Source organism: Brasilonema sp. UFV-L1, assembly GCF_012912105.1.
In the GTDB taxonomy this organism is placed as follows: Bacteria; Cyanobacteriota; Cyanobacteriia; order Cyanobacteriales; family Nostocaceae; genus Brasilonema.
Map to the genome: position 1 here is coordinate 1 of NZ_QMEA01000070.1, position 23,451 is coordinate 23,451.

General features: G+C 41.9%; 19 protein-coding genes, 1 tRNA gene and 1 pseudogene. 14 read left to right on the forward strand and 7 right to left on the reverse strand.

The window, feature by feature from the left end:
* Positions 1 to 238 (forward strand): annotated as a pseudogene (locus DP117_RS20115) (hypothetical protein); the annotation flags it as partial.
* Positions 239 to 834: 596 nt separating this feature from the next.
* Positions 835 to 1,881 carry a two-component system response regulator gene (locus DP117_RS20120; RefSeq protein ID WP_348983005.1) on the forward strand — a complete coding sequence of 349 codons (1,047 nt, stop codon included), beginning with the start codon at positions 835 to 837 and terminating at the stop codon, positions 1,879 to 1,881.
* Positions 1,882 to 1,982: 101 nt separating this feature from the next.
* On the opposite strand, the gene DP117_RS37020 is transcribed toward DP117_RS20120, so the two are convergent.
* Entirely contained in the window at positions 1,983 to 2,108 is a 126-nt protein-coding gene (locus DP117_RS37020) for a hypothetical protein (RefSeq protein ID WP_282440308.1), read from the reverse strand.
* Positions 2,109 to 2,169: 61 nt separating this feature from the next.
* On the opposite strand from DP117_RS37020, the gene glmU reads away from it, so the two are divergent.
* A complete protein-coding gene (gene glmU, locus DP117_RS20125; RefSeq protein ID WP_169220041.1) occupies positions 2,170 to 3,528 on the forward strand; it encodes a bifunctional UDP-N-acetylglucosamine diphosphorylase/glucosamine-1-phosphate N-acetyltransferase GlmU in 1,359 nt (452 codons plus the stop codon).
* Positions 3,529 to 3,552: 24 nt separating this feature from the next.
* On the opposite strand, the gene DP117_RS20130 is transcribed toward glmU, so the two are convergent.
* The gene (locus DP117_RS20130; RefSeq protein WP_169220042.1) at positions 3,553 to 4,527 is read right to left on the reverse strand and encodes an isoaspartyl peptidase/L-asparaginase; all 975 of its coding nucleotides are present in this window, start codon (positions 4,525 to 4,527) and stop codon (positions 3,553 to 3,555) included.
* 11 nt (positions 4,528 to 4,538) lie between these two features.
* On the reverse strand, positions 4,539 to 4,724 hold the full coding sequence (locus DP117_RS20135; protein WP_169220043.1) for a DUF2256 domain-containing protein: 186 nt from the start codon (positions 4,722 to 4,724) through the stop codon (positions 4,539 to 4,541).
* A gap of 356 nt (positions 4,725 to 5,080) precedes the next feature.
* Here DP117_RS20135 and DP117_RS20140 point away from each other — a divergent pair, with 356 nt between their 5' ends.
* Entirely contained in the window at positions 5,081 to 6,616 is a 1,536-nt protein-coding gene (locus DP117_RS20140) for a hypothetical protein (protein WP_211176229.1), read from the forward strand.
* 181 nt (positions 6,617 to 6,797) lie between these two features.
* Positions 6,798 to 7,940 carry a quinone-dependent dihydroorotate dehydrogenase gene (locus tag DP117_RS20145; RefSeq protein ID WP_169220044.1) on the forward strand — a complete coding sequence of 381 codons (1,143 nt, stop codon included), beginning with the start codon at positions 6,798 to 6,800 and terminating at the stop codon, positions 7,938 to 7,940.
* 223 nt (positions 7,941 to 8,163) lie between these two features.
* On the opposite strand, the gene DP117_RS20150 is transcribed toward DP117_RS20145, so the two are convergent.
* A complete protein-coding gene (locus DP117_RS20150) occupies positions 8,164 to 8,907 on the reverse strand; it encodes a hypothetical protein (protein ID WP_169220045.1) in 744 nt (247 codons plus the stop codon).
* Positions 8,908 to 9,333: 426 nt separating this feature from the next.
* Between DP117_RS20150 and DP117_RS20155 the strand changes: the two genes are divergently transcribed.
* Together DP117_RS20155 and DP117_RS20160 are read left to right on the forward strand one after the other, a co-directional pair.
* A tRNA-OTHER gene (locus tag DP117_RS20155) sits at positions 9,334 to 9,455 on the forward strand.
* A 36-nt stretch (positions 9,456 to 9,491) separates the two neighbouring features.
* Positions 9,492 to 11,093 carry a TROVE domain-containing protein gene (locus tag DP117_RS20160; protein ID WP_169220046.1) on the forward strand — a complete coding sequence of 534 codons (1,602 nt, stop codon included), beginning with the start codon at positions 9,492 to 9,494 and terminating at the stop codon, positions 11,091 to 11,093.
* A gap of 166 nt (positions 11,094 to 11,259) precedes the next feature.
* Here the strand turns inward: DP117_RS20160 and DP117_RS20165 are convergent, their stop codons facing one another.
* Positions 11,260 to 11,772, reverse strand: a complete 513-nt coding sequence (locus DP117_RS20165; RefSeq protein ID WP_248277738.1) for a peptidoglycan-binding domain-containing protein — start codon at positions 11,770 to 11,772, stop codon at positions 11,260 to 11,262.
* 6 nt (positions 11,773 to 11,778) lie between these two features.
* On the opposite strand from DP117_RS20165, the gene DP117_RS20170 reads away from it, so the two are divergent.
* The 7 genes from DP117_RS20170 (at position 11,779) to DP117_RS20200 (ending at position 20,662) form a co-directional block, all read left to right on the forward strand.
* Positions 11,779 to 12,099: a hypothetical protein gene (locus tag DP117_RS20170; protein WP_169220047.1), complete on the forward strand. Its 321-nt coding sequence runs from the start codon at positions 11,779 to 11,781 to the stop codon at positions 12,097 to 12,099.
* A 92-nt stretch (positions 12,100 to 12,191) separates the two neighbouring features.
* Entirely contained in the window at positions 12,192 to 12,917 is a 726-nt protein-coding gene (locus tag DP117_RS20175) for a class I SAM-dependent methyltransferase (protein ID WP_211176230.1), read from the forward strand.
* A gap of 413 nt (positions 12,918 to 13,330) precedes the next feature.
* Positions 13,331 to 15,439 carry a cation:proton antiporter gene (locus DP117_RS20180; protein ID WP_169220049.1) on the forward strand — a complete coding sequence of 703 codons (2,109 nt, stop codon included), beginning with the start codon at positions 13,331 to 13,333 and terminating at the stop codon, positions 15,437 to 15,439.
* Positions 15,440 to 15,567: 128 nt separating this feature from the next.
* On the forward strand, positions 15,568 to 16,917 hold the full coding sequence (gorA, locus tag DP117_RS20185) for a glutathione-disulfide reductase (protein WP_169220050.1): 1,350 nt from the start codon (positions 15,568 to 15,570) through the stop codon (positions 16,915 to 16,917).
* A 294-nt stretch (positions 16,918 to 17,211) separates the two neighbouring features.
* Positions 17,212 to 18,591 carry a glutathione-disulfide reductase gene (gene gor / locus DP117_RS20190; RefSeq protein WP_169220051.1) on the forward strand — a complete coding sequence of 460 codons (1,380 nt, stop codon included), beginning with the start codon at positions 17,212 to 17,214 and terminating at the stop codon, positions 18,589 to 18,591.
* 32 nt (positions 18,592 to 18,623) lie between these two features.
* On the forward strand, positions 18,624 to 19,265 hold the full coding sequence (locus DP117_RS20195) for a YqiA/YcfP family alpha/beta fold hydrolase (protein ID WP_169220052.1): 642 nt from the start codon (positions 18,624 to 18,626) through the stop codon (positions 19,263 to 19,265).
* A gap of 242 nt (positions 19,266 to 19,507) precedes the next feature.
* Positions 19,508 to 20,662, forward strand: coding sequence for a histidinol-phosphate transaminase (locus DP117_RS20200; RefSeq protein ID WP_169220053.1), 1,155 nt, complete (start codon positions 19,508 to 19,510; stop codon positions 20,660 to 20,662).
* A gap of 121 nt (positions 20,663 to 20,783) precedes the next feature.
* Here the strand turns inward: DP117_RS20200 and DP117_RS20205 are convergent, their stop codons facing one another.
* Complete coding sequence (locus DP117_RS20205; RefSeq protein WP_169220054.1) at positions 20,784 to 21,338, reverse strand: hypothetical protein; 555 nt, start codon at positions 21,336 to 21,338, stop codon at positions 20,784 to 20,786.
* Between the two features lie 1,027 nt (positions 21,339 to 22,365).
* Positions 22,366 to 22,980 carry a GNAT family N-acetyltransferase gene (locus DP117_RS20210; protein WP_169220055.1) on the reverse strand — a complete coding sequence of 205 codons (615 nt, stop codon included), beginning with the start codon at positions 22,978 to 22,980 and terminating at the stop codon, positions 22,366 to 22,368.
* Positions 22,981 to 23,451 lie beyond the last annotated feature (471 nt).

Here is a 23,451-nt window from a genome sequence, read left to right on the forward strand (position 1 = left end):
CCCTAATCCCCACTCCGTGGGGGCCCCGAGTTCCCCATCTCCCCACTTCCCGCTTTCCCAAGCAGAACAGGAACATTTACTGACTCGTGCTGGTATTCCTTATCGCGATCCACAGTTGTGCGATGCTGCTGATTTGATTTTGAGACGGCGACAACAAGAGCAACAAAGTTCTTCTCTGGAGCCGACTTCTCGTTGGCGCAAAAGATGGTTCTCGAAAACTCAACTAATAATTTTGTAGCTTTTGTAACTGAAAATGATTTCTCTATACAATCTTACCTTATGATTTTTTGTGATTAATATCACATATAAAAAAAGTAGAATATCACTGTCAGTAAAAGGGAATTGCAGTTCGATGACTTAGATTAATAAAGCCGCAATCGTAAGTTACAGACTGCCTCAGAAGCATAACATCTTATTTTGATAGAGATTACATCGACTAATCATCTTCTTTGAAGACTGAATGAAGAAATCTCAGTAAAAACCCGATTCAAAATTTGTAGGAATTGTTTATACTGATAAAATATAAAGTAAAATCAAGCAGTTATACTTCCAACACTCACCAAACAAGATAGAATGTACTATGCAAATAAAAAAGATAGAAAAAAGTACATTTTTGTGTCAAATAATTTCAAAATGTGAGCATTCAAAAAAAGCTTGATAATATGGTTTTTTGATAAAAGGATTAACGAAAATATACGAGATAGGAAAAAGAAAAGTTTACTATAAAAAAGCTTAAGGATCCAGCGAATAAGCAGAAAAATATTTCCTAGTTGTTCCAAGGAAAAAATGATGTAAAAACCAACTAAAAAAAGCACATTTTTGATGAGTACTTTTGTGAGAGCTATTGAAAATTTATCCGTCTCCAAGACGGTACAAAGCCAGGATTCGACAGTGAATAGCTTTGATTCAGATGCGCCTAAAATTTTAGTAGTAGATGACCATGCTGCCAGTCGGATGACAGCTGTCGCTCTTTTAGAAATGGAAGGTTACCAAGTTATAGAAGCAGACAGTGGTTATACGGCTATAAAATTGGTAATACAAAAACAGCCTGACTTGGTTTTGTTGGATGTGATGATGCCAGAAATGGATGGATTTCAGGTGTGCGAGTTGCTTAAGCAGAATGAATATACCAGACTCATCCCAATCATTTTTATTACTGCTTTAAGTGACAGGCGATCGCGGATTCGAGGAATTGAAACAGGGGGAGATGACTTCCTCACCAAACCCTTTGATCGTGTAGAGTTGGCGGCGCGGGTAAAATCCTTAGTAACACAAAAGCGTCTGAATGAAGACTTAGATCACGCCGAACAGGTTTTGTTTTCGATAGCAAGGGCTATTGAAAGTCGTGATCCAAATACTGGTGATCACTGCGAACGTCTGGTGTATATGGGGAGGAATTTTGGAGAGTATCTCAATCTCACACGCAACCAAATTCGAGATTTGATGTGGGGGGGATATCTTCATGACATTGGTAAAGTCGGGATTCCTGACGCAGTGCTGCTGAAAAAAGGCAAATTCAATGCCGAAGAGTGGGATCTTATGAAGCAACACGTTTTGATTGGCGAAAAAATTTGCCAGCCACTACGCAGTATGCGGGGTGTTATTCCGATTATCCGACATCACCACGAACGTTGGGACGGTTCAGGCTACCCTGATGGACTTGCAGGAGATGACATTCCTTATTTAGCGCAAGTCTTTCAAATGATAGATATTTTTGATGCTCTCGTTAGTGAAAGACCATATAAAAGAGCTTTTACCCAAGAAGAAGCTTTTGTTGTGATGGCGGAAGAAACAGCAAAAGGATGGCGTAATCCAAAACTCATGGACCAGTTTCTAGAATTTATGTCTTCTTTTAAAAATTGGCACTCAAGAGTTAACTAGTACGTAACGACTCTCCAGACTCCACGCAAGTTAAAATAGACAAAAAGCTTACGGTACAAGCATTTTTACCTTCTGCTCTTAGCTGCTGCTGCCTTCTCATACTAGATTTTGAGTGCGATCTGACGAATGAGTTTGACATTTTCCTGACGAGAAGTCAGGATATTCTTGGCTCCAGGAGTCCACTGAACTTGGACAAGCTTGTAGTATTGAAGCTTAGGGAGTGTCAAAAATTGCTCCCATACTCAAATTCACAGACGTATTCAAAGCAATTCACTGATAACTAGAATTATGGTAGTTGTAGCAATTCTGGCGGCGGGACGTGGAACACGCATGAAATCAAACCTGCCTAAGGTTTTACATTCTTTGGGTGGGCGATCGCTCATCGAACGAGTGATCGACAGTGTAAAGCCGCTTTCGCCTACTCAGCAAATGGTGATTGTTGGCTATCAAGCACAAGAAGTGAAAGCAGCCACGCAATCAATTCCAAATTTGGAGTTTGTTGAACAGAGTGTGCAACTGGGGACAGGTCATGCTATCCAGCAATTACTCCCTCACCTTGAGGGCTACACAGGCGATTTACTTGTATTGTATGGTGATGTGCCTTTGCTTCGCACAGAAACTCTCAAAAATCTGTTGCAAACTCACGCCCAACACCAAAATGCCGCAACTATCCTCACTGCATGCTTGGATAATCCTAAAGGCTACGGACGCGTTTTTTGTAATAGTGACAATATTGTGCAACAAATTATTGAAGACCGAGATTGTACACCCACTCAAAAACAAAATAACCGTATTAATGCTGGTATTTACTGCTTCCGTTGGCCGGATTTGGCAAAAGTTCTACCTGATTTACAGGCAAATAATTCTCAGAAAGAATACTATCTGACGGATGCTGTTAGCTCATTAGAACCAGTGATGGCGGTGGATTTGGAGGATGAACAGGAAATTTTAGGCATTAATGACCGCTTGCAACTGGCAACAGCATACGAGATTTTGCAAAAGCGAGTCAAAGAAAAATGGATGATCGCAGGTGTTACCCTCATTGACCCTGCCAGTATTACAATAGACGATACCGTAGAAATCGCTCCAGATGTGATTATCGAACCTCAAACTCATCTGCGAGGCAATACAGTTATTCAAACAGGAAGTCGCATCGGACCAGGAAGTTTAATTGAAAATAGCCAGATAGGTGAAAACGTCACGGTGCTGTATTCAGTGGTTATAAATAGCAATGTACAGGCAAAAACCTGTGTTGGACCTTATAGCCATTTGCGTGGTCAGGTAGAAGTCGGTACTGGCTGTCGTGTGGGGAATTTTGTGGAATTGAAAAATACGAAGTTGGGCGATCGCACTAACGTTGCCCACTTATCATACTTGGGCGATACTACCACTGGCAGTAAAGTAAATATTGGTGCGGGAACAATTACAGCCAATTATGACGGTGTGAAAAAACATCCTACCAACATAGGCGATCGCACGAAAACAGGTTCCAACAGCGTTTTAGTTGCTCCTCTGACGCTAGGAAATGATGTTTATATAGCAGCTGGTTCAACTGTTATAGAAGATGTCCCTGATGATTGTCTGGTGATTGCCCGTGCTCGTCAAGTTGTGAAACCAGGGTGGCGCAACAAGAGTACTGAGTCCTGAGTCAAATGACTCAAGACTCGTGAGTTAGCACTCACAACTCAATATATGGCCAACTTCTGTCCCCACAGGAAGTTCTAAGGTATCGCCGATTTTCTCCCCATTGTGGTAAGCAGCCAGGAGAGCATCACTAGTCTTCCCCCAAGCGATCGCCCCACTAGCATCTAGGGCGATCGCTCCAAAATCCCTTTTGTGTTCTTGTGCTTCTGTAAATGAGCGCTGCATCGCTTCTTTCAGGGATAGACCATCAGTGACACGTACTACAACTCGTGTTGCTAAGCACTCATCAATAATGTCTTCTCCAATACCAGTACAACTGACCGCTGCATATTTTGTCGCATAATTCCCTGCTGGCATTGCAGAATCACTCACGCGTCCAATTCGCTCAAATCCTTTACCACCAGTAGAAGTACCAGCAGCCAGCTTCCCATAAGTATCCAAAGCGACAACACCAATCGTACCGCGTCGGGCATTACTATGACTAGTTTCCACTAGTTCTGCTTCTGCAACGACCCCAGCCATCGTTCTTTTAAAATTGTCCTGGCGCTCTTTTATCCACTCTTGCAAGCGTAACTCGGTTAAGCCGTTGTAGCTGGGTATTTGCAACTCCCGCGCCAGTTCTGCTGCACCGTAATCTGAGAGGACACGATCAGGAGAGTTTTGTAAGGCGATCGCTAAGTCAATAGGATTTTTGACCCGCGAGACATTAATCACTCCACTAAAGCTTTGGGATGTTCCATCCATCAAAGAAGCACTCATACGGATTTGACCATCCGACTGCAGAACTGAACCAGTGCCAGCATTAAAACGGGGGTCGTCTTCCAACAGTTGACACCCCCGTAAAACCGCCTCTTTTGCACTTGTTCCCGACTCCAGGAGAGAATAGATTTCCTCTATGACTTGGTAGAGAGAACGGCGTACCGTTTCTAATCCTCCTTTTCCCCTTAGAGAACTACCAGCCCCTCCATGAATAATTAGCTTAGGTTGTACCTTTATCTCCATTTCTTTCTTTATTACTCCGTGTTTTCACGGAAATTAGTGGTTTCATTTTTAGTTTCAGAACGGTGACGACGGCAGCGTTCTGAGCAATATTTCACTTCATCCCAGCAATCTGCCCATTTTTTGCGCCAAGTAAAAGGGCGCTGACATACCGGACAAATTTTTGTGGGCAGGTCAGATTTAGAACGAGTGCGTCCCATATTATCGATCAGCAGATTGAGCTGGATTTGGTGATATTTGGAAATTAATTATAGCTACTTTGGTACAACACAAGAGTAAATTTTGTGACTTAATTCCAGAGTAGAAGCGTTCATGAGCAATCAAAACACAACATCCAAAGTTAAAAATTAAATAAAGCAATCATAGCAAACACTTAGGCTATTTAGATTACACTCCTGCGCCGTGCTCTCATTAGCTATTTGAAGGAAGCTAATTTGTCTATCACTTATGTACCCTTAAAGGTGACGAAGCTGCATCAGATCCAAATGCTGGCATCTATTGATTTCATGTCGCTGGATGAATTTCCTGCAGCCAGACACCACAAGGAGTCCAAATCATGTCTTTTTTTCCTATTTTTGATGTTTCGGAATTTTTCTCTACCCTTTCTGACGAAGTTAAGGAAGATGTAAATTCAAAGGTCCCTGAGAGAAAGGCGTCAGCCCTCAGTCGTCTACGAGAATCACTCCCGACCATTTTTGACCTTTCTTACATCAAGCATGTGATTGTACCTGCTTTCCTTACAAGTGTTTATCAAGGAGAGAAACTCTCCCTTCCCATGATTGATGAGGAAAGACTCACCAAGGAGAACGCCCTACCGTATTACTTTTGGGGACTGTTATATGAGAACTGGGAACCAAATCAGGAAGAGGATGGACTTTCGGTATTTATTCAAGGTTACGAAAAACGTGGCGACGATAATCGTAGAAAAAGGATTTACTATTCGGCTGTTACTCCCGATCTATATCGTCCCATCTATGGGGACAAGGTGGTTAAATTTTTCGACCAGCTATTTGACAAAAAAAATGCTGGTAAACCTTTGATGCGTCAGTATCTAGATAACTATTTCGACCTGTACTGGGATTTACACCTTGGTGTCAAGGGTGATGCTGTTCCGCCGGAGGTTCGGGAGATAGGTGAGAGTTTCAACACTGTCCTTGCCTATCGAGATCCAACACAGGAGATTGTCTATGAGAATTACATCAGGGTGCGCGATCGCCGCAAGTTTTTAAAAGAATGGATTGATCAAAGAGTCGAAGACGTGGTAAAGGCAAATGTAGCAGATCCAGAGAAGACGTTCGTGTACTACTGGATTAAGAATGGTGAAGAGGGAGAAGATTTCAGGCGCAAAGATGTTGTTTTCGAGTGCTTCCATAATTTCGTTGCTTTGAGTCAGTGGGGCAATACTATCTACAACATCATGTCTAAACTGAGCAAAAACACAGGAGACTCTGACGTCCGGGCATGGTTTAAAAAGACGATGGAAAGTGATTATGACCAAGCGAACGATTCGTCGTTTACCCCCCTTGATCGGTTCGTGATGGAGTTATTCCGCACGATTTCGCCAAACACTGGAAGCATTTCTGCTATGGGAGAAGTCAGAAAACCACCATACGATAGATATGGCTATATAATCAGTCCGCATAAACCGACCAGTGAATACCCACGACACTGGGAAAACCCATCAAAATTCGATCCTGATCGCTACAAAGATGCGCCAACCAGCGACCAAATTGACGAAGCCAAATCTAAAGAAATCGGATTTGCTCAATGTCCTTTCCACAAAGCGACATTCGAGGTGAAGGATGGTAGAAAAGCAGAACTGACCAATAGTATATTTGGTACTGTTTATGGCATTGCTGATGACAAGGCATTTCCCGTCTGTGACTATGCTGGCTACGCGCCTTTCGGTTTTGGATACCGTCGCTGTCCTGGCGAGTTGCTCACGATTGAGGTATTCAAGGATTTCTTCAGAAAAGTGTGGAATGACAAAATCGAGTTCGAGAAACTCGACCTACCAGACCCGAAAAAACTTCCCGTAGGACCAACAACAGTCGTTGATGACAATATTGGGTTTACTAAAACGATGTTGTAAAAGCGATATGCAATTGCAAACCGCCAACATATAGCTATCCTACTAGATAATTCGTGAACAACAAGATTCCCGACAACTTTTGCGAAGTCGGGAATCTGAACATGCACGATTGTTAATATATGAGTTGTCCATAGCACTAACCAGACTGAGCAATTTTAGATTTTAGATTACGGATACTCATTTGAATATTTATAAAAACGCACTTCGTCCCCTTTTGTTCACTTTGCTCAAAGCAGATCCAGAGTGGTTGCATTCCTCAACGATTCGCAGTTTAAGCTGGTTGGGAAAAACTGACCACCAAGCGCCTGCAAGCTGGATCAACCAATTTCTTGCACAGTCCTTTTGTCTATCTGATGCACGTCTAGAACAAAATCTGTTCGGGCTACGCTTCCCCAACCCTCTGGGTTTAGCCGCTGGGTTTGATAAGGATGGCGTTGCAGTTCCCATGTGGTCAAAACTTGGTTTTGGCTTTGCAGAAGTGGGAACCGTGACTTTTCATGCACAGCCAGGAAATCCCCGCCCTCGCTTGTTTCGCTTACCCTTGGACAAAGCCGCCCTCAACCGCATGGGCTTTAACAATCAAGGTGCAGCAGCTATGGCAGCACGGTTGACAGAAGTTAAGCAAGAGTTAAATATATCTATACCTATTGGTATTAATCTCGGAAAATCCAAAATAACTCCTCTCGAAGAAGCCGCAAAGGATTATCTCGATAGTTTTCGCTTACTCAAGAATTTTGGAGACTATTTTGTCGTCAATGTCTCTTCACCCAATACTCCAGGGTTGCGATCGCTCCAAGATGCTGCCATGCTCAGTTCTATCTTGGAGGTTTTACAACAGGAAAACAATACACAAAAACCTGTTTTTGTCAAGATAGCTCCTGATTTAGAATGGGAGGCGATCGCCGATATTATTTCCCTAGCAAAAACCTATCAATTAGCTGGAATTATTGCCACCAACACCACGATTCGTAGGGATGGACTCAAAACACAGGTGATTTCGCAAACTGGTAAATCACCTCAACAAGAAGCTGGTGGTCTTAGTGGTGCGCCAGTCAGGGAACGTTCCACAGAAGTCATTCGTTTTATTTGGCAGCAAACAGCTGGTCAATTACCAATTATTGGCGTTGGTGGCATTTTTACACCTGAAGATGCTTGGGAGAAAATCACTGCTGGTGCTTGTCTTATTCAAGTTTACACAGGCTGGATTTATGAGGGTCCAGCGATGATACGCCACGTTCTCCAGGGGTTACTATCTAAGTTAGAACAAAGCGGATTAAATACCATCTCCGAAGCTGTCGGTTTACAAGGAAAAATCGAAAATTAAGAAGAACGCAGAACACAGAACGCAGAACACAGAATATATCTATGAATTTAGGGGATTTAATCAGGAAAAAAAGAAAAAATGTTTTTCTTTTCCATATATGAATTTAGGGGCTTTAAACCATAAATTAGGAACCAAAACCTCAAATCTTGACTTTAAGCCCCAGATCTATTCTGTACCTATCGTTCTGAGTTCTGAATACTTTTTTGTTTAAAAGAAATCTCTTTTAACTTTTATCTTCTTCAACCGGGAAAAACTCTTTATTTTTTCGAGAGTATTTCCAGGCAATGCCATCAGGATCCTTACTGCGACTCCATTCTGCAAAGTCTGGATCATCTCGCCGCTTATAAACTGTACTGGAATAAACATTGAGGCGCTTGGCAAGTTCTGATTGAATCAGAGAGCCAAACATCAATTGTTTTTCCAGAGGTTTTTGTACTTCCTCTTGGGAAGGCGGCGGTGGTAATTCCGTTTCTGGTTCTTCTAATTCTGGTTCTTCTAACTGTGCTTGGGGTGGTGGTGCTAGAAATGGTAGCGCATGCTGCTCAACTGGTTCACTTTCAAGTTCTTTTGGTGGTTCGCTATTGTCAAGTATGCTGCCTAAAGTACTTGCAGTTATAAACTGATACACTTTGCTTCCGTCTTCCGAATCAACGGTGCTAGCCGCAAATTCTGATGCTTTGGTATCTAGGTAGCGTTTTGCCTTTTCTCCAGAAAAATTTCCTTTGATAGCTAAATCCATTGGCGTAATCCTGCCTTGGTTTTCCCGAATGAGTTGATGGAAAACCGGATTTACTTTCTTACACCACTGTTGCCATGTATAAAGTTGCCAGAGATTGAAAATCAAGACTAGTAGGATAAATCCTAGCCAAATTCGCCAAGTAGCAACCAGGAAAATAATCAAAAACGAGATAGGCAAAAGTAGAAGTAGAAAACCTTTGCCATAGCTTTCTATTGTTTTTTCACTCATGCCGATAACTGCCAAGTGACTGTGTGTGGAAATAATAATACATCTTGGCAAAAATTGGGGACATTATTTGTAGTTTTTGTCTATTTGCCAAAAATTTTCCTCGGCAAAATCTCACAGAGGCTTTACCTTCTCCTCGCAAAGCCCCTTGTGTAGTGTATCGGTAGATAAAAGCTAGAAGAAAATTTTTCACCTTAGACCCTTGACACTTTATAATACACATACTACATTAGTGAGATGAGCAGATGTTCACAAAGCGGATAGCTAAATTGATAGAGCACCTACCTGGCCTCTCAGGGGTAATTCTCAAAAGTCTGTAACGACCAAATTACGTTATGCACATGACGTCCCTTTTGTACAGTGCGTAAGTCCTAGTTTCTTTTCATTTTGAACTTTGAATTTTGAATTTTGAATTTTGAATTTTACTTGTGGCGGGTAGCTCAGTTGGTAGAGCACCTATATCCTTATTCACCCCTTGCCTGAAAAGGACGAAGAATGAGGGTTATCGTTTTCAGAACGGGATGTCGCAGGTTCAAATCCTGCTCCGCCACCTTTGATTTTTGCCTGCAAAGGCTGGGAGTAGACAAATGAACTATAAATTCTTCACTCAAAAAAAGACAGCCACACCCCAGACTCAACCGATTCCAGGAAGAGAATCGCAAATGATTCAAGGACGTTCTAGTGGTTGGATGTTTGATGCTGGTCTTTGGAAGATGCTACAGCGTTGTTTACTCATTGGCACGGCAAAAAGCACTTACTATGCGCTTAAAAATGAATTGACAGAAGATTTTGTTGAGGTGACCAGACAGGCGATCGCTAAAAATCCTGAGCGAGTCGCACAAGCAATCCTTTATGCTAGCGATGGACGCGCCATTAACAACAGTGCGCCTATTCTTGCGCTGGTTCTACTGTCGATGGGTGAAGCGCCAGAAGCCAAAAAAGCATTTGCTGAAATCTTCCCGCAAGTTGTCCGCACAGGGAGTCATTTTTACGAATGGCTGAACTACACCAAGTCTCTACGAGGATTTGGTAAAGTTGTGCGCGAAGCTGGAAAAAATTGGTTTTTACGGGAAGATGTGAAGGGTTTAGCTTACCAGTTGCTCAAGTACCAGCAACGTTATGACTTCTCCCACCGAGATGCTTTGCGGTTGTTCCACGTCAAACCACCGACACAAGAGCATCAACAACTGTTTGAGTGGGTTGTCAAAGGATGGGAAATCTTGCCAACAGAAATCCCCTCTGCGGCGTTAGCACAGATTTGGTGGTATGAGTGGCTCAAGCGCAACCCAGATCAAACTCACGAAGCCATTGTCCAAGGACACTTAACCCATGAAATGGCTGCACCCGTGGGCAAGATGGATAAATCTGCTTGGCAGTTGCTGTTTAACGAAATGCCAATTGGTGCATTGTTGCGTAACTTAGGTTCACTGACTGAAATAGGAGTTTTAACATCTGATGAACTTGTCAACTTGCAGCGAGTTGAAGCGGTTCTCAACAACAAAGAACATTTACGTAAAAGTCGCATTCACCCAATTGATGTTTTAAAAGCACTCAAAACATATCAATCTGGTGGCAAACTAGGACGCAGCAAAAAGACTTGGAACCCAGTTCACAAAATAGTGGATATTCTCGAAAAGGCAGTTGAACTGTCTTTTGATGTCGTCGAACCCACAGGCAAAGTGTTCATGCACGCTGTTGACGTCTCTGGTTCTATGGGATGGCCAATTGCGGATATGGGACTAACTTGTTGTGAAGTCGCTGCAACAATGGCACTAGTCACAGCAAAAGCAGAGAAAAGCTATATGATTCGTGGTTTTTCTAGTCAATTTTACGACTTGGGTATCACCGCCAGAGATACTTTTCGCTCAGCGGTTCACAAAGCGAGTGACAAAAACTTTGGTGGAACAGATGCATCTGTTGCTTACGAGTGGATGATTAGGAAAAAGTATAAGGCAGATGTCATCTGCTTTTGGACTGACAGTGAATCGTGGGCAGGTTACAAGCATCCAAGTCAAGCATTAGCAGAGTATCGCAACAAGGTAAATCCCAATATTAAAGCAGTGTACATCACACTTGCACCTTACCAGATTACGTTGGTAGATCCGAATGATCCACTGTCTTGGGATTTAGGCGGTTTTGATCCAGGAACGCCTCGCATTATTCAGATGCTGGCTACAGGTGAGTTGTAAGTGGTAACCTCCATCCACCACTCAAAAAATAATCTGCTCTTGCAAAGACCCAGAGGCGCTAAGCTCGACAAAATGGATTTTGTCGAGTTCAGAGGATGTCTGAGAAATTAAAAATGTCATGCTGTTTTGGCTGCAAGATGAACCACGCTGTCATTGTGGCAAATAGTTAATGAAACAATGTTCCTAAGAAATTGAGAATTGGTTTCCAAAAGATACCAGTTAATACGTAGGGAGCATATTGCAAGAGCGGTAAACTTGTCTGCCTCGAATGCTTCAGCGGTAAAGACTCTAACAAAAAAGGCACTATATAGGTGAGCCCATAGGCAGTTGCTAAGGCTGTATTCCATTTAGGAGGAGAGCCAGGTAGAGGGCTATGATAAACACCCAGTAAGATGCAAAAAATCATTAAAAATTGCTCACATAAGAACCAGGATTGAGGTGGTAGGAAATAAACTAACCTGGGAAAGCTTTTGTCTATTCTTTGTCTCATTCCCAACAACACAGCCCAAGTCGCAGCTCCAACGATACCATCGTCTTTCAATCCATAAATTCTTTGGAAGCGTTTAACGGCTCTTTCGGTTTCCCTGTCAAAATATCCATCCGGTTCTTTTTTGAAAAATTCTTCTTCGTACAGGATGTTTTGTAGTTCTTTAACTGCATCTTGTAATTCTGGGGGCATACTTTTATGGCTGCGGGAAAGCCTTGGAAGGACTTTTCAGTCATAGAAGTATCTGGTAGTAAGGTACTTGCAGAATACATTGAACCAGATGAAAAAAGTCAAGTGAAGACAATTCGTTTTGCTGCTGACACCAAAGAAGTGGAAGTTCACGAGTACAAGATACAAGACATTATCAACAGTAAAGATGCGATTTCAATAGAAAGCGAACTCGAAGAAATCATTCATCGCGCTCAACAAATTAAAATTAGTGACTTTAAGGCATTACGAAACCTCAACCAAATTCAGGAAGAGATTCGTACTAATTTACGTAGACAACTTTTTGCGTAAGATGGTTGTAATCAGGTTTACAGAAAATTTAGCTATATTTTTGTATGAACAATCAATTTTTGTCTAAGGAGAGTGTTACGGAAGCTACAGAAATGTCTAACTATATAGATGTAGAAGAGTACGACCAACACGAAGAAAAGCACGCTTATTACGTGGATATGATGGCTGAAATGAGCCGTATCTTGTCGAAGCATCGAGGAGACGATGCAAAACCTTGCCGAGTACTGGAACTAGGAGCAGGAACAGGAATATTTACTAAAAGACTCGCGAAAATTCCCAACATTCAAGTCGTTTCAGTTGAAATTGATGTGCAATGCTTCCAGATACTTAAATCCCACATGCGAAACCACCCCTCGGTAGAATTAGTCAGGGGTGACAGTTGCAGCTATTGCCAGGAAGCACAATTTGACTATATTGTTTCATCATTTGCTGACCATCACATCAAGACTGAGGACAAACACAGATATTTGCAAAATGTTTGGCGAAATTTGCAGTCTGATGGTTTGTTTATAGTTGGTGATGAATTTCTAAGACTTCACGATTCTAATAACCATGATGATTGGGAAGCAGCACTTCAAGATTATCATAATCACATTATTGCAATCGCTCTTGAACAAGGAGAAGAGATCTTGGCAAACCTAGAACGAGATGCATTGAAGTCTGGTTTGGAACAAAATGGGGACTTTAAGATTTCTTGTAGTCAATATGAGGAGTTTTTAATACAAACTGGCTTTGCTTTTGAGCGCAAAAAAATTGGACCATTAAATAGAGACGATATAGGAGGGGTTTACGTTTATTGGTCTCGGCTTCCAAAATAACACATAGCCTTCTTAGCTTACTAGTCTTTTGTAACCTACTGCTGTGAATGCAGCTCATTAGTATTTAGTAATAGAAGAACCACGGATGAATATAGGTATTAATTTTGTCTATTAATCTGTGGTTTTATCGTTATAATATATAAAGTCGTTCAGGCAGACTTCGTTTGTATAGCCGCGATTTACAATCGTCAGGTATTTTTTATTATATTGTTTCTCGTACATTGGCACGGAGAACTTCAGGTTAAGATGGGCGTAGAGGGCGACTTGCACCTCATTTTCCACCATAAAGACTAAAATATCTACCTCTGTAAATCTCTTTAATACAGCCCTGGGACAGAAGATAAATTTTTGTCAGCTTGATATTAATAATTCTTTAACCAAGCGATCAGTTGCAGCTACGTGAGGAGTTATTAATGCATCTAGAACCCATTGTTTCTTTCGCGATTCTGTTAACGGTCATCTTAATTGTCCCTCTGTTGTTTGAACGATTAAAGCTACCAGGATTAATAGGGTTACTGATCGCAGGCGTAGCTTTGGGACCGCATGGATTGCGTCTGCTCACCACTGAGTCGGAAACCCTCAAGCTTCTCTCTGATATTGGGCTAGTGTACCTGATGTTTGTAGCAGGGCTGGAAATTGATATGGAGCAGTTTCAGCAAACGAAGCATCGTTCTGCTGGCTTTGGTACATTTACCTTCTTATTACCCTTAATTGCAGGAACTATTGTCGGGCGGATGTTTGGTTTTGGTTGGAATGCATCCGTTTTAATTGGTTCTTTGTTTGCTTCTCACACTCTGCTGGCATACCCAATCATCAGTCGCTTGGGAGTCATCAATAATGAAGCTGTAACTGTTACTATTGGTGCAACTATCTTTACAGATATCGGCTCACTGCTGGTTTTGGCAGTCTGTGTTGGTATCCATCAAGGGGAATTCTCTACATTTAGTTTAGCTAGGCTACTGCTCGGGCTAGTTATCTACTCCGCTATTATCCTATTTGGCTTTAAGTGGTTGGGACATGAATTTTTCCGGCGAACGGGAGACGAACAAGGAAACCAATTTTTATTTGTTCTGCTGGTTGTTTTTATCTCGGCGCTGGGAGCAGAACTGATTGGGGTAGAAAAAATTGTTGGGGCATTTCTGGCAGGATTAGCGGTCAATGAGGTTATTGGTTCTGGACCAGTGAAAGAAAAGGTGGTCTTTGTTGGTAATGTCCTGTTTATCCCCATTTTCTTTGTTGACTTAGGCTTGTTGATTGATATTCCGGGATTTATAAAAAGCATAAGTTCTATTTGGTTGACCCTGGCTATCTTAGTGGGTTTAATTGGTAGTAAGTTTGCAGCAGCACTCTTGGCAAAAGTTGTTTACCGCTACAACTGGCGGGAAATGATTACGATGTGGTCGCTGTCTCTACCTCAAGTAGCGGCGACGCTGGCGGCGACTTTGGTGGCTTATCGAGCGAAGTTGGTATCTGAAGATGTGCTCAATGGTGTGATTGTTCTGATGATGGTGACGGCGACATTAGGACCACTGATCACCGCCCGAAGTGCTCCGGGGTTAACCACACCAGACACAACCCCTGAACCATCTGGTGAATCAATACTGAGCTGGAAAAACAATGCATCTCAAGCGTTGACAGTGGTTGTACCTGTTCACAACCCGGAAACACAGAGGAATTTGATTGAAATGGCAGCACTATTGGTGCGTCGGAAATTTGGTAGAGTCGTCCCCTTAGCGGTTACAACTGCTCACATTCATATGGACTCACCAGAGTTGGAGAAAGGCATACAGCGAAGTCAGATTCTTCTATCTAAAGCAGTAGAACTTGGTCGGGAATTTGGGGTAGAAGTCGAACCACTGGCACGCATTGATCAGGGGATTGTTCAAGGTATTAGCCACGCCAGCCGGGAGCAAGATGCTAACTTGATTGTCATGGGCTGGGGGAAAACTACCGGAATACGTGCCCGCCTGTTTGGTAATGTGATTGATAGTGTGCTTTGGGCATCTCACTGCCCTGTGGCTGTCACCCGCCTACTGGACTCACCTAGCAATATCCGCAGGATTTTAGTACCTGTTGAAAATCTAACCCAGGAAGCAGTGCGGGTTGTGCGATTTGCGGAGATTTTCGCAGATGCTAATCAGGCAGAGGTGACGCTGCTACATGTGTCCGCCCGCCGTACTTCCCCCGCCCGTGTGGCCTGGATGGAATCACAATTGGATCTCCTGATTTCCAAATACTTTCCTCAAAGCCATACAAACATCAAAGTTGTTCTATCTGATAATGTGGTAAGTAGCATCATTAAAGCATCTCAATCCTGTGATCTTGTGGTACTGCGATCGCGCCGTCGCCGCCTAAATATTGGTGAAGTTGCCGTTAGTGATGTGACAACTGAAATTGTACGGCAGATTCAGTGTTCAGTCGTGCTACTAGGGGAACCACAAGGTTACCAAGAGAATTTACGTAAAACTAGAGCACTTGTTAAAAAATTATCTTCAGAAAACTTGGCAAAAGAAGAGGTGTGAAGTACAGCAGTATAAATTGCTGATAGCACAATTCAAAATCAAAATTAAGATAGATGTAGCGACAACTAGAATTAGTTGAATATAGAAGCACGCAATGAGTTCTTTGCTCTTCATTCTTCCCGAAAGTCATGACATTCGATTACTCACTGTTTGTGATTGGTGCCGGTCCGGGAGGACTGGCAGCAGCTAAGGCAGCAGCAAGCTATGGTGTGCGTGTTGCGATGACTGAACAAGAGGCCCTCGGTGGTACTTGTGTCAATCGCGGCTGTGTACCAAAAAAATTGATTGTCTATGCTGCTGATTTCGCTCTGCAAAATCAGATAGCACATAGCTACGGTTGGAGTGACTGCCAAAGGCACTTTGACTGGACACAATTTATCAAATCCGTACACCAGCACCTTGAAAGTATTCACCATTCCTATTCCCAGCAGTTGCAACAAGCTGGTATTGAATTGATTCGGGGTCATGCGACTTTTGTCAATTCTCACACTGTCGAGATTAACGAACGCAAATATACGGCTGACAAGATTTTAATTGCTGTAGGAGGGTACCCCATTAAACCAAACATCCCAGGCATTGACTACGCCATTACTTCCCGCCAGATGTTTGACTTACCCTACTTACCCCAAAAGTTAGCAATTATTGGCGGCGGCTATATTGGGGTAGAATTTTCCAGCATAATGAACGCTTTTGGATGCAATGTGACGATCATTGATCGTGATGAGATGATTTTATCAGGGTTTGATGATGACATTCGCTTGGGTGTTCAAAAAGGTTTGAGCAAAAGGGGAATTCGTTTTATTGGCAACAGCACCGTCAAACAAATCAAGTACTCAGAAGAAAAATTGGTGTTAACCATCACTGGTGATTCGCCAAAAACAATTGCGGCAGACACCATTTTAGTTGCTACAGGTCGTGCTCCAAATACCAAAAAGCTTGGTTTGGAAAAAGCTGGAGTTGAACTTGAGGAAAAAGGCGCAATCAAAGTTGATGAATACAGCCGGACAACTGCGGAAAACATTTTTGCCGTAGGTGATTGCACAAATCGCTTGCAATTAACCCCAGCTGCCAAAGCAGAAGGTGTTGCTTTTGCCAACACAGTTTTTGGCAAAAAACCGCAAAAAGTCGATTATGAGCAAGTCCCCTCTGCTGTTTTTGCTCGTCCAGAAGCCGCAGGTGTGGGCTTGACTGAGGCAAAAGCACGGGAAAAATTTGGTGAGGGTGTAAAATGTTATTGCGATCGCTTTCAACCTTTGTTGTCTCAACTGACTAAAAAGGACGAACAAGCTACGATTAAAATAGTAGTGAATGGTGAATCTCAACGCGTTTTAGGCGCTCACATGGTTGGTGAACACGCCGCAGATATCATTCAAAGTCTTGCTGTTGCCATTCGCAAAGGTATTACCAAGCAAGACCTGGATGAGACAATTGGCATTCATCCCACAATCGGTGAAGAGTTTCTTTTTCATTCCTTGTAAGAGAATCACTCAATGGTATGCTTGCTTTTGTGGAATCTCTCATCAACAAAACCTACCATTACTTTATCTAAACTTTGCCAAAATGAAGCTGTATCGTTCGCAGCTAGTTTATGGCAAAAACAAACAGAGCAGAACGAATTGAGTGAGGATTAGCAAGTGTATCATTGGGAAATCATTTCGTAGTGCTTTAAAAGCTTGTTGAAAGCGATACCATCTCACCTGAAGAGATGCTAGTTTCATTGGTGAAGTGGTATCAAATTTTTTTTGATGACTCTAAAGGGGAAGCTTGAAACTATGACATATGATTACGACCTATTTGTCATTGGTGCTGGTTCTGGGGGTTTGGCTGCTTCCAAACGCGCTGCAAGCTACGGAGCAAAAGTAGCCATTGCCGAAAATGACTTGGTGGGTGGAACGTGTGTCATTCGTGGCTGCGTTCCCAAAAAACTCATGGTGTATGGTTCCCACTTTCCAGCTTTGTTTCATGACGCGGCTGGTTATGGTTGGAAGGTGGGTGAAGCACAACTAGACTGGGAACATTTCATCACAACAATAGATAAGGAAGTTCGACGACTCTCACAACTACACATCAACTTCCTAGAAAAAGCAGGAGTCCAACTGATACAAAGTCGTGCTACGCTAGTAGATCAGCACACTGTAGAAGTAGATGGACGTAAAGTCACAGCAGACAAAATTTTGATTGCAGTTGGAGGACGTCCTGTCAAACCAGATTTACCAGGAATGGAATATGGTATCACCTCCAACGAAATGTTTCATCTCAAGGAACAACCAAAACACATCGCCATCATCGGTTCGGGTTATATAGGCACGGAATTCGCTTGTATTATGCGCGGTAATGGTTCCCAAGTTACGCAAATTATCCGCAAAGACTTGATTTTGAAAGGTTTTGATGAAGATATCCAGCTTGAGATACAAGAAGGAATGACCAATCACGGAATACAGATTATCAAAAATTCTGTGGTAGAAGCTGTAGAACAAGTTCCAGAAGGCTTAAAGCTGACGTTCTCAGGAGAACATACAGAACCACTGGTTGCCGATGTCTTTTTAGTAGCAACAGGTCGCTCACCTAATATAGAAGGATTAGGTTTAGAAAATGCTGGTGTTGATGTCGCAGCTACTTCAATAGAAGGACCTGGATATAATACCATGAATGCTATAGCTGTCAACGAATACAGTCAAACTTCTCAATCGAATATATTTGCCGTAGGCGATGTCACTGACAGAATCAATCTGACTCCTGTAGCTATAGGCGAAGGACGTGCTTTTGCAGATAGTGAATTCGGTGGAAACCGCCGTGTGTTCAGTCACGAAAATGTTGCCACAGCCGTATTTTCCACACCCGAAGCCGCGACAGTCGGTTTGACTGAAGCCGAAGCACGTTCTCAACTGGGAGACGACGCAGTGAAAATTTATCGCACTCGCTTCCGCCCGTTATTCCACAGTTTGACAGGTGCATCAGATAAGACAATGATGAAATTGGTCGTGGATGCAAACACAGACAAAGTGTTAGGTGCTCATATGGTAGGTGAAAACTCAGCTGAGATTATTCAAGGCGTGGCGATCGCCGTGAAAATGGGCGCAACCAAAAAAGATTTTGATGCGACTGTTGGTATCCATCCCACATCAGCAGAAGAATTCGTTACCATGCGTTGAACAAGTCACTGGCTTGGTTGAATTCAAACTTCATGTCTACTGAATTTATCTATCTTCACGGCTTTGCATCAAGTCCCAATTCTGCAAAAGCAGAGTACATAAGCAGTTGCTTTGCACAAGCCAATATCAAGCTCAAAATTCCTGATTTGAATGCAGGGGATTTTTCTCACCTAACAATCACTCGCCTGATAACTCAAGTTGCGTCCGAATTTAATCATGATTCTACACCAGTAACGTTCATTGGTTCCAGTTTGGGTGGTTTGAGCGCTACCCATCTTGGACAGCAATATCCACAAGTCCAACGCCTCGTTCTTTTAGCACCGGCTTTCGGGTTTTTATCCCACTGGTTACAGAGACTAGGAGATGAAGAGGTGCAGCGTTGGCAACAAGAAAAATATCTGATGGTTTATCACTATGGGGAGGGGAAACAACTGCCTCTAAGTTATGATTTCGTCACAGACGCCAGTCAATACAAGGAGGAAGCGTTGCAACGTTCTATCCCCACCCTTATCTTGCACGGACGACATGATGAGGTGATTCCTATTCAACAAGCCCGTGATTTTGCCCAAAAGCGTCCTTGGGTGGAGTTGATAGAACTTGACAGCGATCACAGTTTAGGCAATGTGATGCCAGAAATATGGCAAGCAATTCGGCTCTTCTGCCAGTTACCTTAAAGTTGTATAATTAACAGCTATTAGTCATATATTCTTTCTTATGACTAAGACTTGAGCTGTTGCGCTTTGAAGAATTTGCATACAGCAACAAGCAAGACGACTTGCCAGTAGTAAATTTCTTAATGAGTGTGAGTGCGTCCCTTGCGCGTGTCCCCTTGGGACTCAGCATACACATCGGGCTTACTTTGAATTTTGTTAGCGCAGCGGGACGCAGTCCATTTTGAATTTTGAATTGCTTAACTATGTTGCCATTCATCAGATCAGACTTAGCTCAATTTAGTGCTTACAAACCTCACCCTAGTAGTCATACGAATCAAGCCGTCCAAGCATCAACTAAAATTGATCGCTTAGATACAAATGAAAGTCCCTACGATTTGCCAAGTGAGTTAAAAGAAAAACTTGCTTGGACATATCAGCAGTTCATTGAGACGAACCGTTATCCAGATGGCGGACATGAAACATTAAAAAGTGCGATCAAAGATTATGTCAATGAATCTGCTCATCTTTCGCCATCTGTTTTCACGGCTTCGCATATTTCTCTTGGTAACGGTTCAGATGAACTCATACGCTCGATACTCATAGCTAGTTGCTTAGGAGGCGAGGGCAGCATTCTAGTGGCTCAACCCACTTTTTCCATGTACGCTATTTTGGCACAAACTCTTGGTATTCCTGTTGTCACGGTAGGTAGAAACGAAGCGAATTTTGAAATTGACATACCAGCTGCCCAATTAGCCATAGAACAAACTCAACATCCTCCCATCCGAGCAGTGTTTGTCGTTCATCCGAATTCACCTACTGCTAATTCCCTTAGTATAGCAGAACTAACATGGATCCGGAATCTACCGGAACATATTTTAGTCGTCATTGATGAGGCGTACTTTGAATTCAGTCAAGACACCCTTGCTGGTGAATTACAACAGCGTCCTAACTGGGCAGTATTACGTACATTTTCCAAAGCTTTCCGGTTAGCGGCGTTGCGCTTAGGGTATTGTCTTGCCCATCCTGAATTGATTGCCATCTTAGAAAAAGTTCGCTTACCTTACAATCTTCCCAGCTTTTCGTTAGCTGCAGCAACAGTTGCTTTGCAAAACCGCACACTCGTGTTAGAGTCAATCTCCGAAACACTGGCTGAACGAGCCAAACTAATTCAAGCTTTATCTCAACATTGCGCATTACAAGTGTGGGAAAGCGCGACAAACTTTGTTTATGTGCGTCTCAAACCAAATGGTTCTCACTCACAAGACGCTACTGTAAAAAATCTTCACCAAAATTTGAAAGCTGCTGGTACTTTGGTGCGAGAAATCAACGGAGGATTGCGAATAACCGTGGGAACTCCAGATGAAAATGCTCGGACACTCAATAGACTACAAGCTGCCTTAATTCATTTGAGTAAATGAATTTTCGTTTTTGATTGGCATTAACAAAAAAAAAGCACTCTGTTGTGACTTATAAAACTTTCGCAATTGTTCAACACTACGTAAAAGTTACTGACTCAAGTTGTGTTTTGCTCAAAGCTTGTTAGTCATCAAACCTGCCATCTATATCGCTACCTAGACGACGTAATATTGCTACAGTTTGTGGTAGGACACCGACTAAAAGAGCAAATGCTTCATCTGGTAACTTAGCAACTATTTCTAGTGGGAAGTATTGTTCAAATTGGTCTAATATCTTCTGAATTCGCTGTCCAGATACTGGATTTTCTGTAATTTGTTTGATTAGCCGAATCCACTGTCGCCTGATTAAGTAGGCTTTCTGGCGTTCCTCATGAGATTCTGGATTTAACAACGACAGGTTGCCTATTGGCAATACTCCTCGACAATCGCGGTCATAATCACCACCCACAGCCGCACCAGGACCAGCAAATTCAGCATGGTAACCTTTGAACAGTATTAAACCATTTCGCCTGCGACTGTTGACAATGAAAACTTTTCCACTCAGAAGCATTGCTAGGAGATCCGAGCTATGTGATTGCTCAGTTCCATCTGGCATGACAAGATAGTCAAGGAAACTGGTGTTAGGACAATAAGTAGATACCATAGCAGTCCGATAGCGTTGGTGCTTTTCGCTATCCATTTTTTCTCGAGATTGGAATGAAATTGGTAGGTGTTTGCACTTCAAGATAAACAAAGAATTTATACTAGAACCCGAATTTGAAATTTTCCTTACTATCAAAAATTGCCCTGTTAGTTGGTGTGAAAGAATCAGCAGACTTTATCTATTAATTAAGTACTCATATTCTATGAGATTTCACTCAGTTTGTCTTCCACTGAGGAAGCTTTTGTTTAAAGTTTATATAAAGATAGATATCTGAAATACAAAGTTCTTGTATTAAATTTTTCTCTATATCATTTTTTTGAAATCACAATAATCTCTTTGAGGAAGGAAGTATTTGCTATTTATTTTATTAATTCAATAGTCAATTAATTCTTGAGAGATATGTCGAGTGAATACATAAAACTTCCAAAAAAGAAATATTATTTTTCTTTTGATAAATTCATCAAATTATTGACATAAACTTTGCATAGAAAATTTAAGTTATTTAAAATCCTAAGAAATATAAAATAAAAAACCTACATTTCATCTATGGCAAAACAATGTAAAATGTTAACTTTTTGTTAAAGTCGTCAATAGTTAGGGAGAGTGCGCCGTATACATCAACGATAGGATGAGCCTACAGGCACACTACGCGCTACAGTATGACAAAAGTTCAGATTTCACCCGTTGGCAGTACAAGCTTGGAGAGAGAACCCCTACAGCAAGCGAGCGGGTTTTATGAAGATTTATGAAAAACGATATCTTGATATATTAATAAATATATAAATAATAATCTTCTTTTACAAGAATGAGGCACGTGTGATTGTTTAAGATTATCTAAATTTTTCAAAAAATATTCTCTTCGACATCCCCCCTGTATTCTGTCAATATTCAGTAGAGAAACCGTAGTATTAGAAATCTTTGTTAGATATCTTGATTTTACTTATACAAATTTAGGATAGCGTTATACGCCTGTGGTATTACTGAATCTTGCAGCAACCGGAAGTATACATCCAACGACATAAGGCTCATTGAGGAAAGAATTGAGGAAAATTGAGGAAAGAGTTCAGATGCCTAAGTCAGCATTTAGGCGCTTGCGCAAGAGAATCTGACGTGAGCGTTTTAGAAAAAAGATATTCAAATGGGATTCTACTCTATGCTCTTGATATCCCAACTTGAAATACAGCTGGCGTGCCTGATTATTATTTTCCAAAACATGGAGATATAAATCTTGAAACCCCCAAGAGAGGGAAACTTTTTCACACGCTTTCAGTAACCCAGAAGCAGCGCCTTGTCTACGGTATTGTGGGTTGACGGCTAAGTTAGATAAATATGGAAAACTCTTACCGATTTGCATCCAAGAATCGCTGAAACGCATACCCAATTCTACAGTCCCGACTATATTGCTTGTAGTATCAGCACTCATGTCAACGGCAACCAAACAGATATGATGAGGCACAGGAGATGTCAAACGATGCCTTAAGTCTTCGTATATACCCAGACGTAATAATGGAAAAAGCCATCCGAATAAACCATTTTGGTGATGAAAGCTTTCGGCAATAATTTGAGCAACACTACTCAAATCGCCAGATGTAGCCGGACGAATTTGGAATTGGCTAGGAGCTGCAAAGGCGGCTAGGGCGGATTCTTGAGGAAATGAGTGAAAAAACAAGGGTTTCAAAGTTAGTTCAGTTCTGATTAATACTCTCAAATATCCTAAAACACCATCAAATCTGTAGGAAAACTTTAAATTTGCTGGTACGCACTGAATACTATTCCTCTGTAGTCGTTACGCTTTCAAGCGTATGCGGCCACTAGCGACATATCTTGTATTGTTTCTTTTAGCATAATTTTTTGCAAAAAGCATTGCTGACAAAACTGTTTTGCAGACACATCAAGGCAAAATCTAGTCTTTCATCAAAACATTGCTAAGTTATGAGTACTCAGTGTCGAGTCGGATAAAAGCAATTAGGAAAAGTGGCTCAGGAGTTTTTAAAACTCAAAACTCAATACTGGTAAAGCCTCTGTTGTAAGCAAATGATTTAGCATAGCTTGCTAATGCTCCTGATTGCTAAATTGGAGGTGTGCATTTGTTCAATAGTATACTTTGCTATTCCATCTGAATTGTTGCCAGATCGCAAACTTTATTATG

Bases quoted from the DNA above. Each gene is read 5' to 3' on its own strand.
- DP117_RS20175 (WP_211176230.1), top strand. From the start codon at position 12,192: ATGTCTAACTATATAGATGTAGAAGAGTACGACCAACACGAAGAAAAG.
- DP117_RS20160 (WP_169220046.1), top strand. From the start codon at position 9,492: ATGAACTATAAATTCTTCACTCAAAAAAAGACAGCCACACCCCAGACT.
- glmU (WP_169220041.1), top strand. From the start codon at position 2,170: ATGGTAGTTGTAGCAATTCTGGCGGCGGGACGTGGAACACGCATGAAA.
- gor (WP_169220051.1), top strand. From the start codon at position 17,212: ATGACATATGATTACGACCTATTTGTCATTGGTGCTGGTTCTGGGGGT.
- DP117_RS20200 (WP_169220053.1), top strand. From the start codon at position 19,508: ATGTTGCCATTCATCAGATCAGACTTAGCTCAATTTAGTGCTTACAAA.
- DP117_RS20165 (WP_248277738.1), bottom strand. From the start codon at position 11,772: ATGCCCCCAGAATTACAAGATGCAGTTAAAGAACTACAAAACATCCTG.
- DP117_RS20150 (WP_169220045.1), bottom strand. From the start codon at position 8,907: ATGAGTGAAAAAACAATAGAAAGCTATGGCAAAGGTTTTCTACTTCTA.
- DP117_RS20180 (WP_169220049.1), top strand. From the start codon at position 13,331: ATGCATCTAGAACCCATTGTTTCTTTCGCGATTCTGTTAACGGTCATC.
- DP117_RS20130 (WP_169220042.1), bottom strand. From the start codon at position 4,527: ATGGAGATAAAGGTACAACCTAAGCTAATTATTCATGGAGGGGCTGGT.
- DP117_RS20140 (WP_211176229.1), top strand. From the start codon at position 5,081: ATGTCTTTTTTTCCTATTTTTGATGTTTCGGAATTTTTCTCTACCCTT.
- DP117_RS20205 (WP_169220054.1), bottom strand. From the start codon at position 21,338: ATGGATAGCGAAAAGCACCAACGCTATCGGACTGCTATGGTATCTACT.
- DP117_RS20170 (WP_169220047.1), top strand. From the start codon at position 11,779: ATGGCTGCGGGAAAGCCTTGGAAGGACTTTTCAGTCATAGAAGTATCT.
- DP117_RS20135 (WP_169220043.1), bottom strand. From the start codon at position 4,724: ATGGGACGCACTCGTTCTAAATCTGACCTGCCCACAAAAATTTGTCCG.
- DP117_RS20195 (WP_169220052.1), top strand. From the start codon at position 18,624: ATGTCTACTGAATTTATCTATCTTCACGGCTTTGCATCAAGTCCCAAT.
- gorA (WP_169220050.1), top strand. From the start codon at position 15,568: ATGACATTCGATTACTCACTGTTTGTGATTGGTGCCGGTCCGGGAGGA.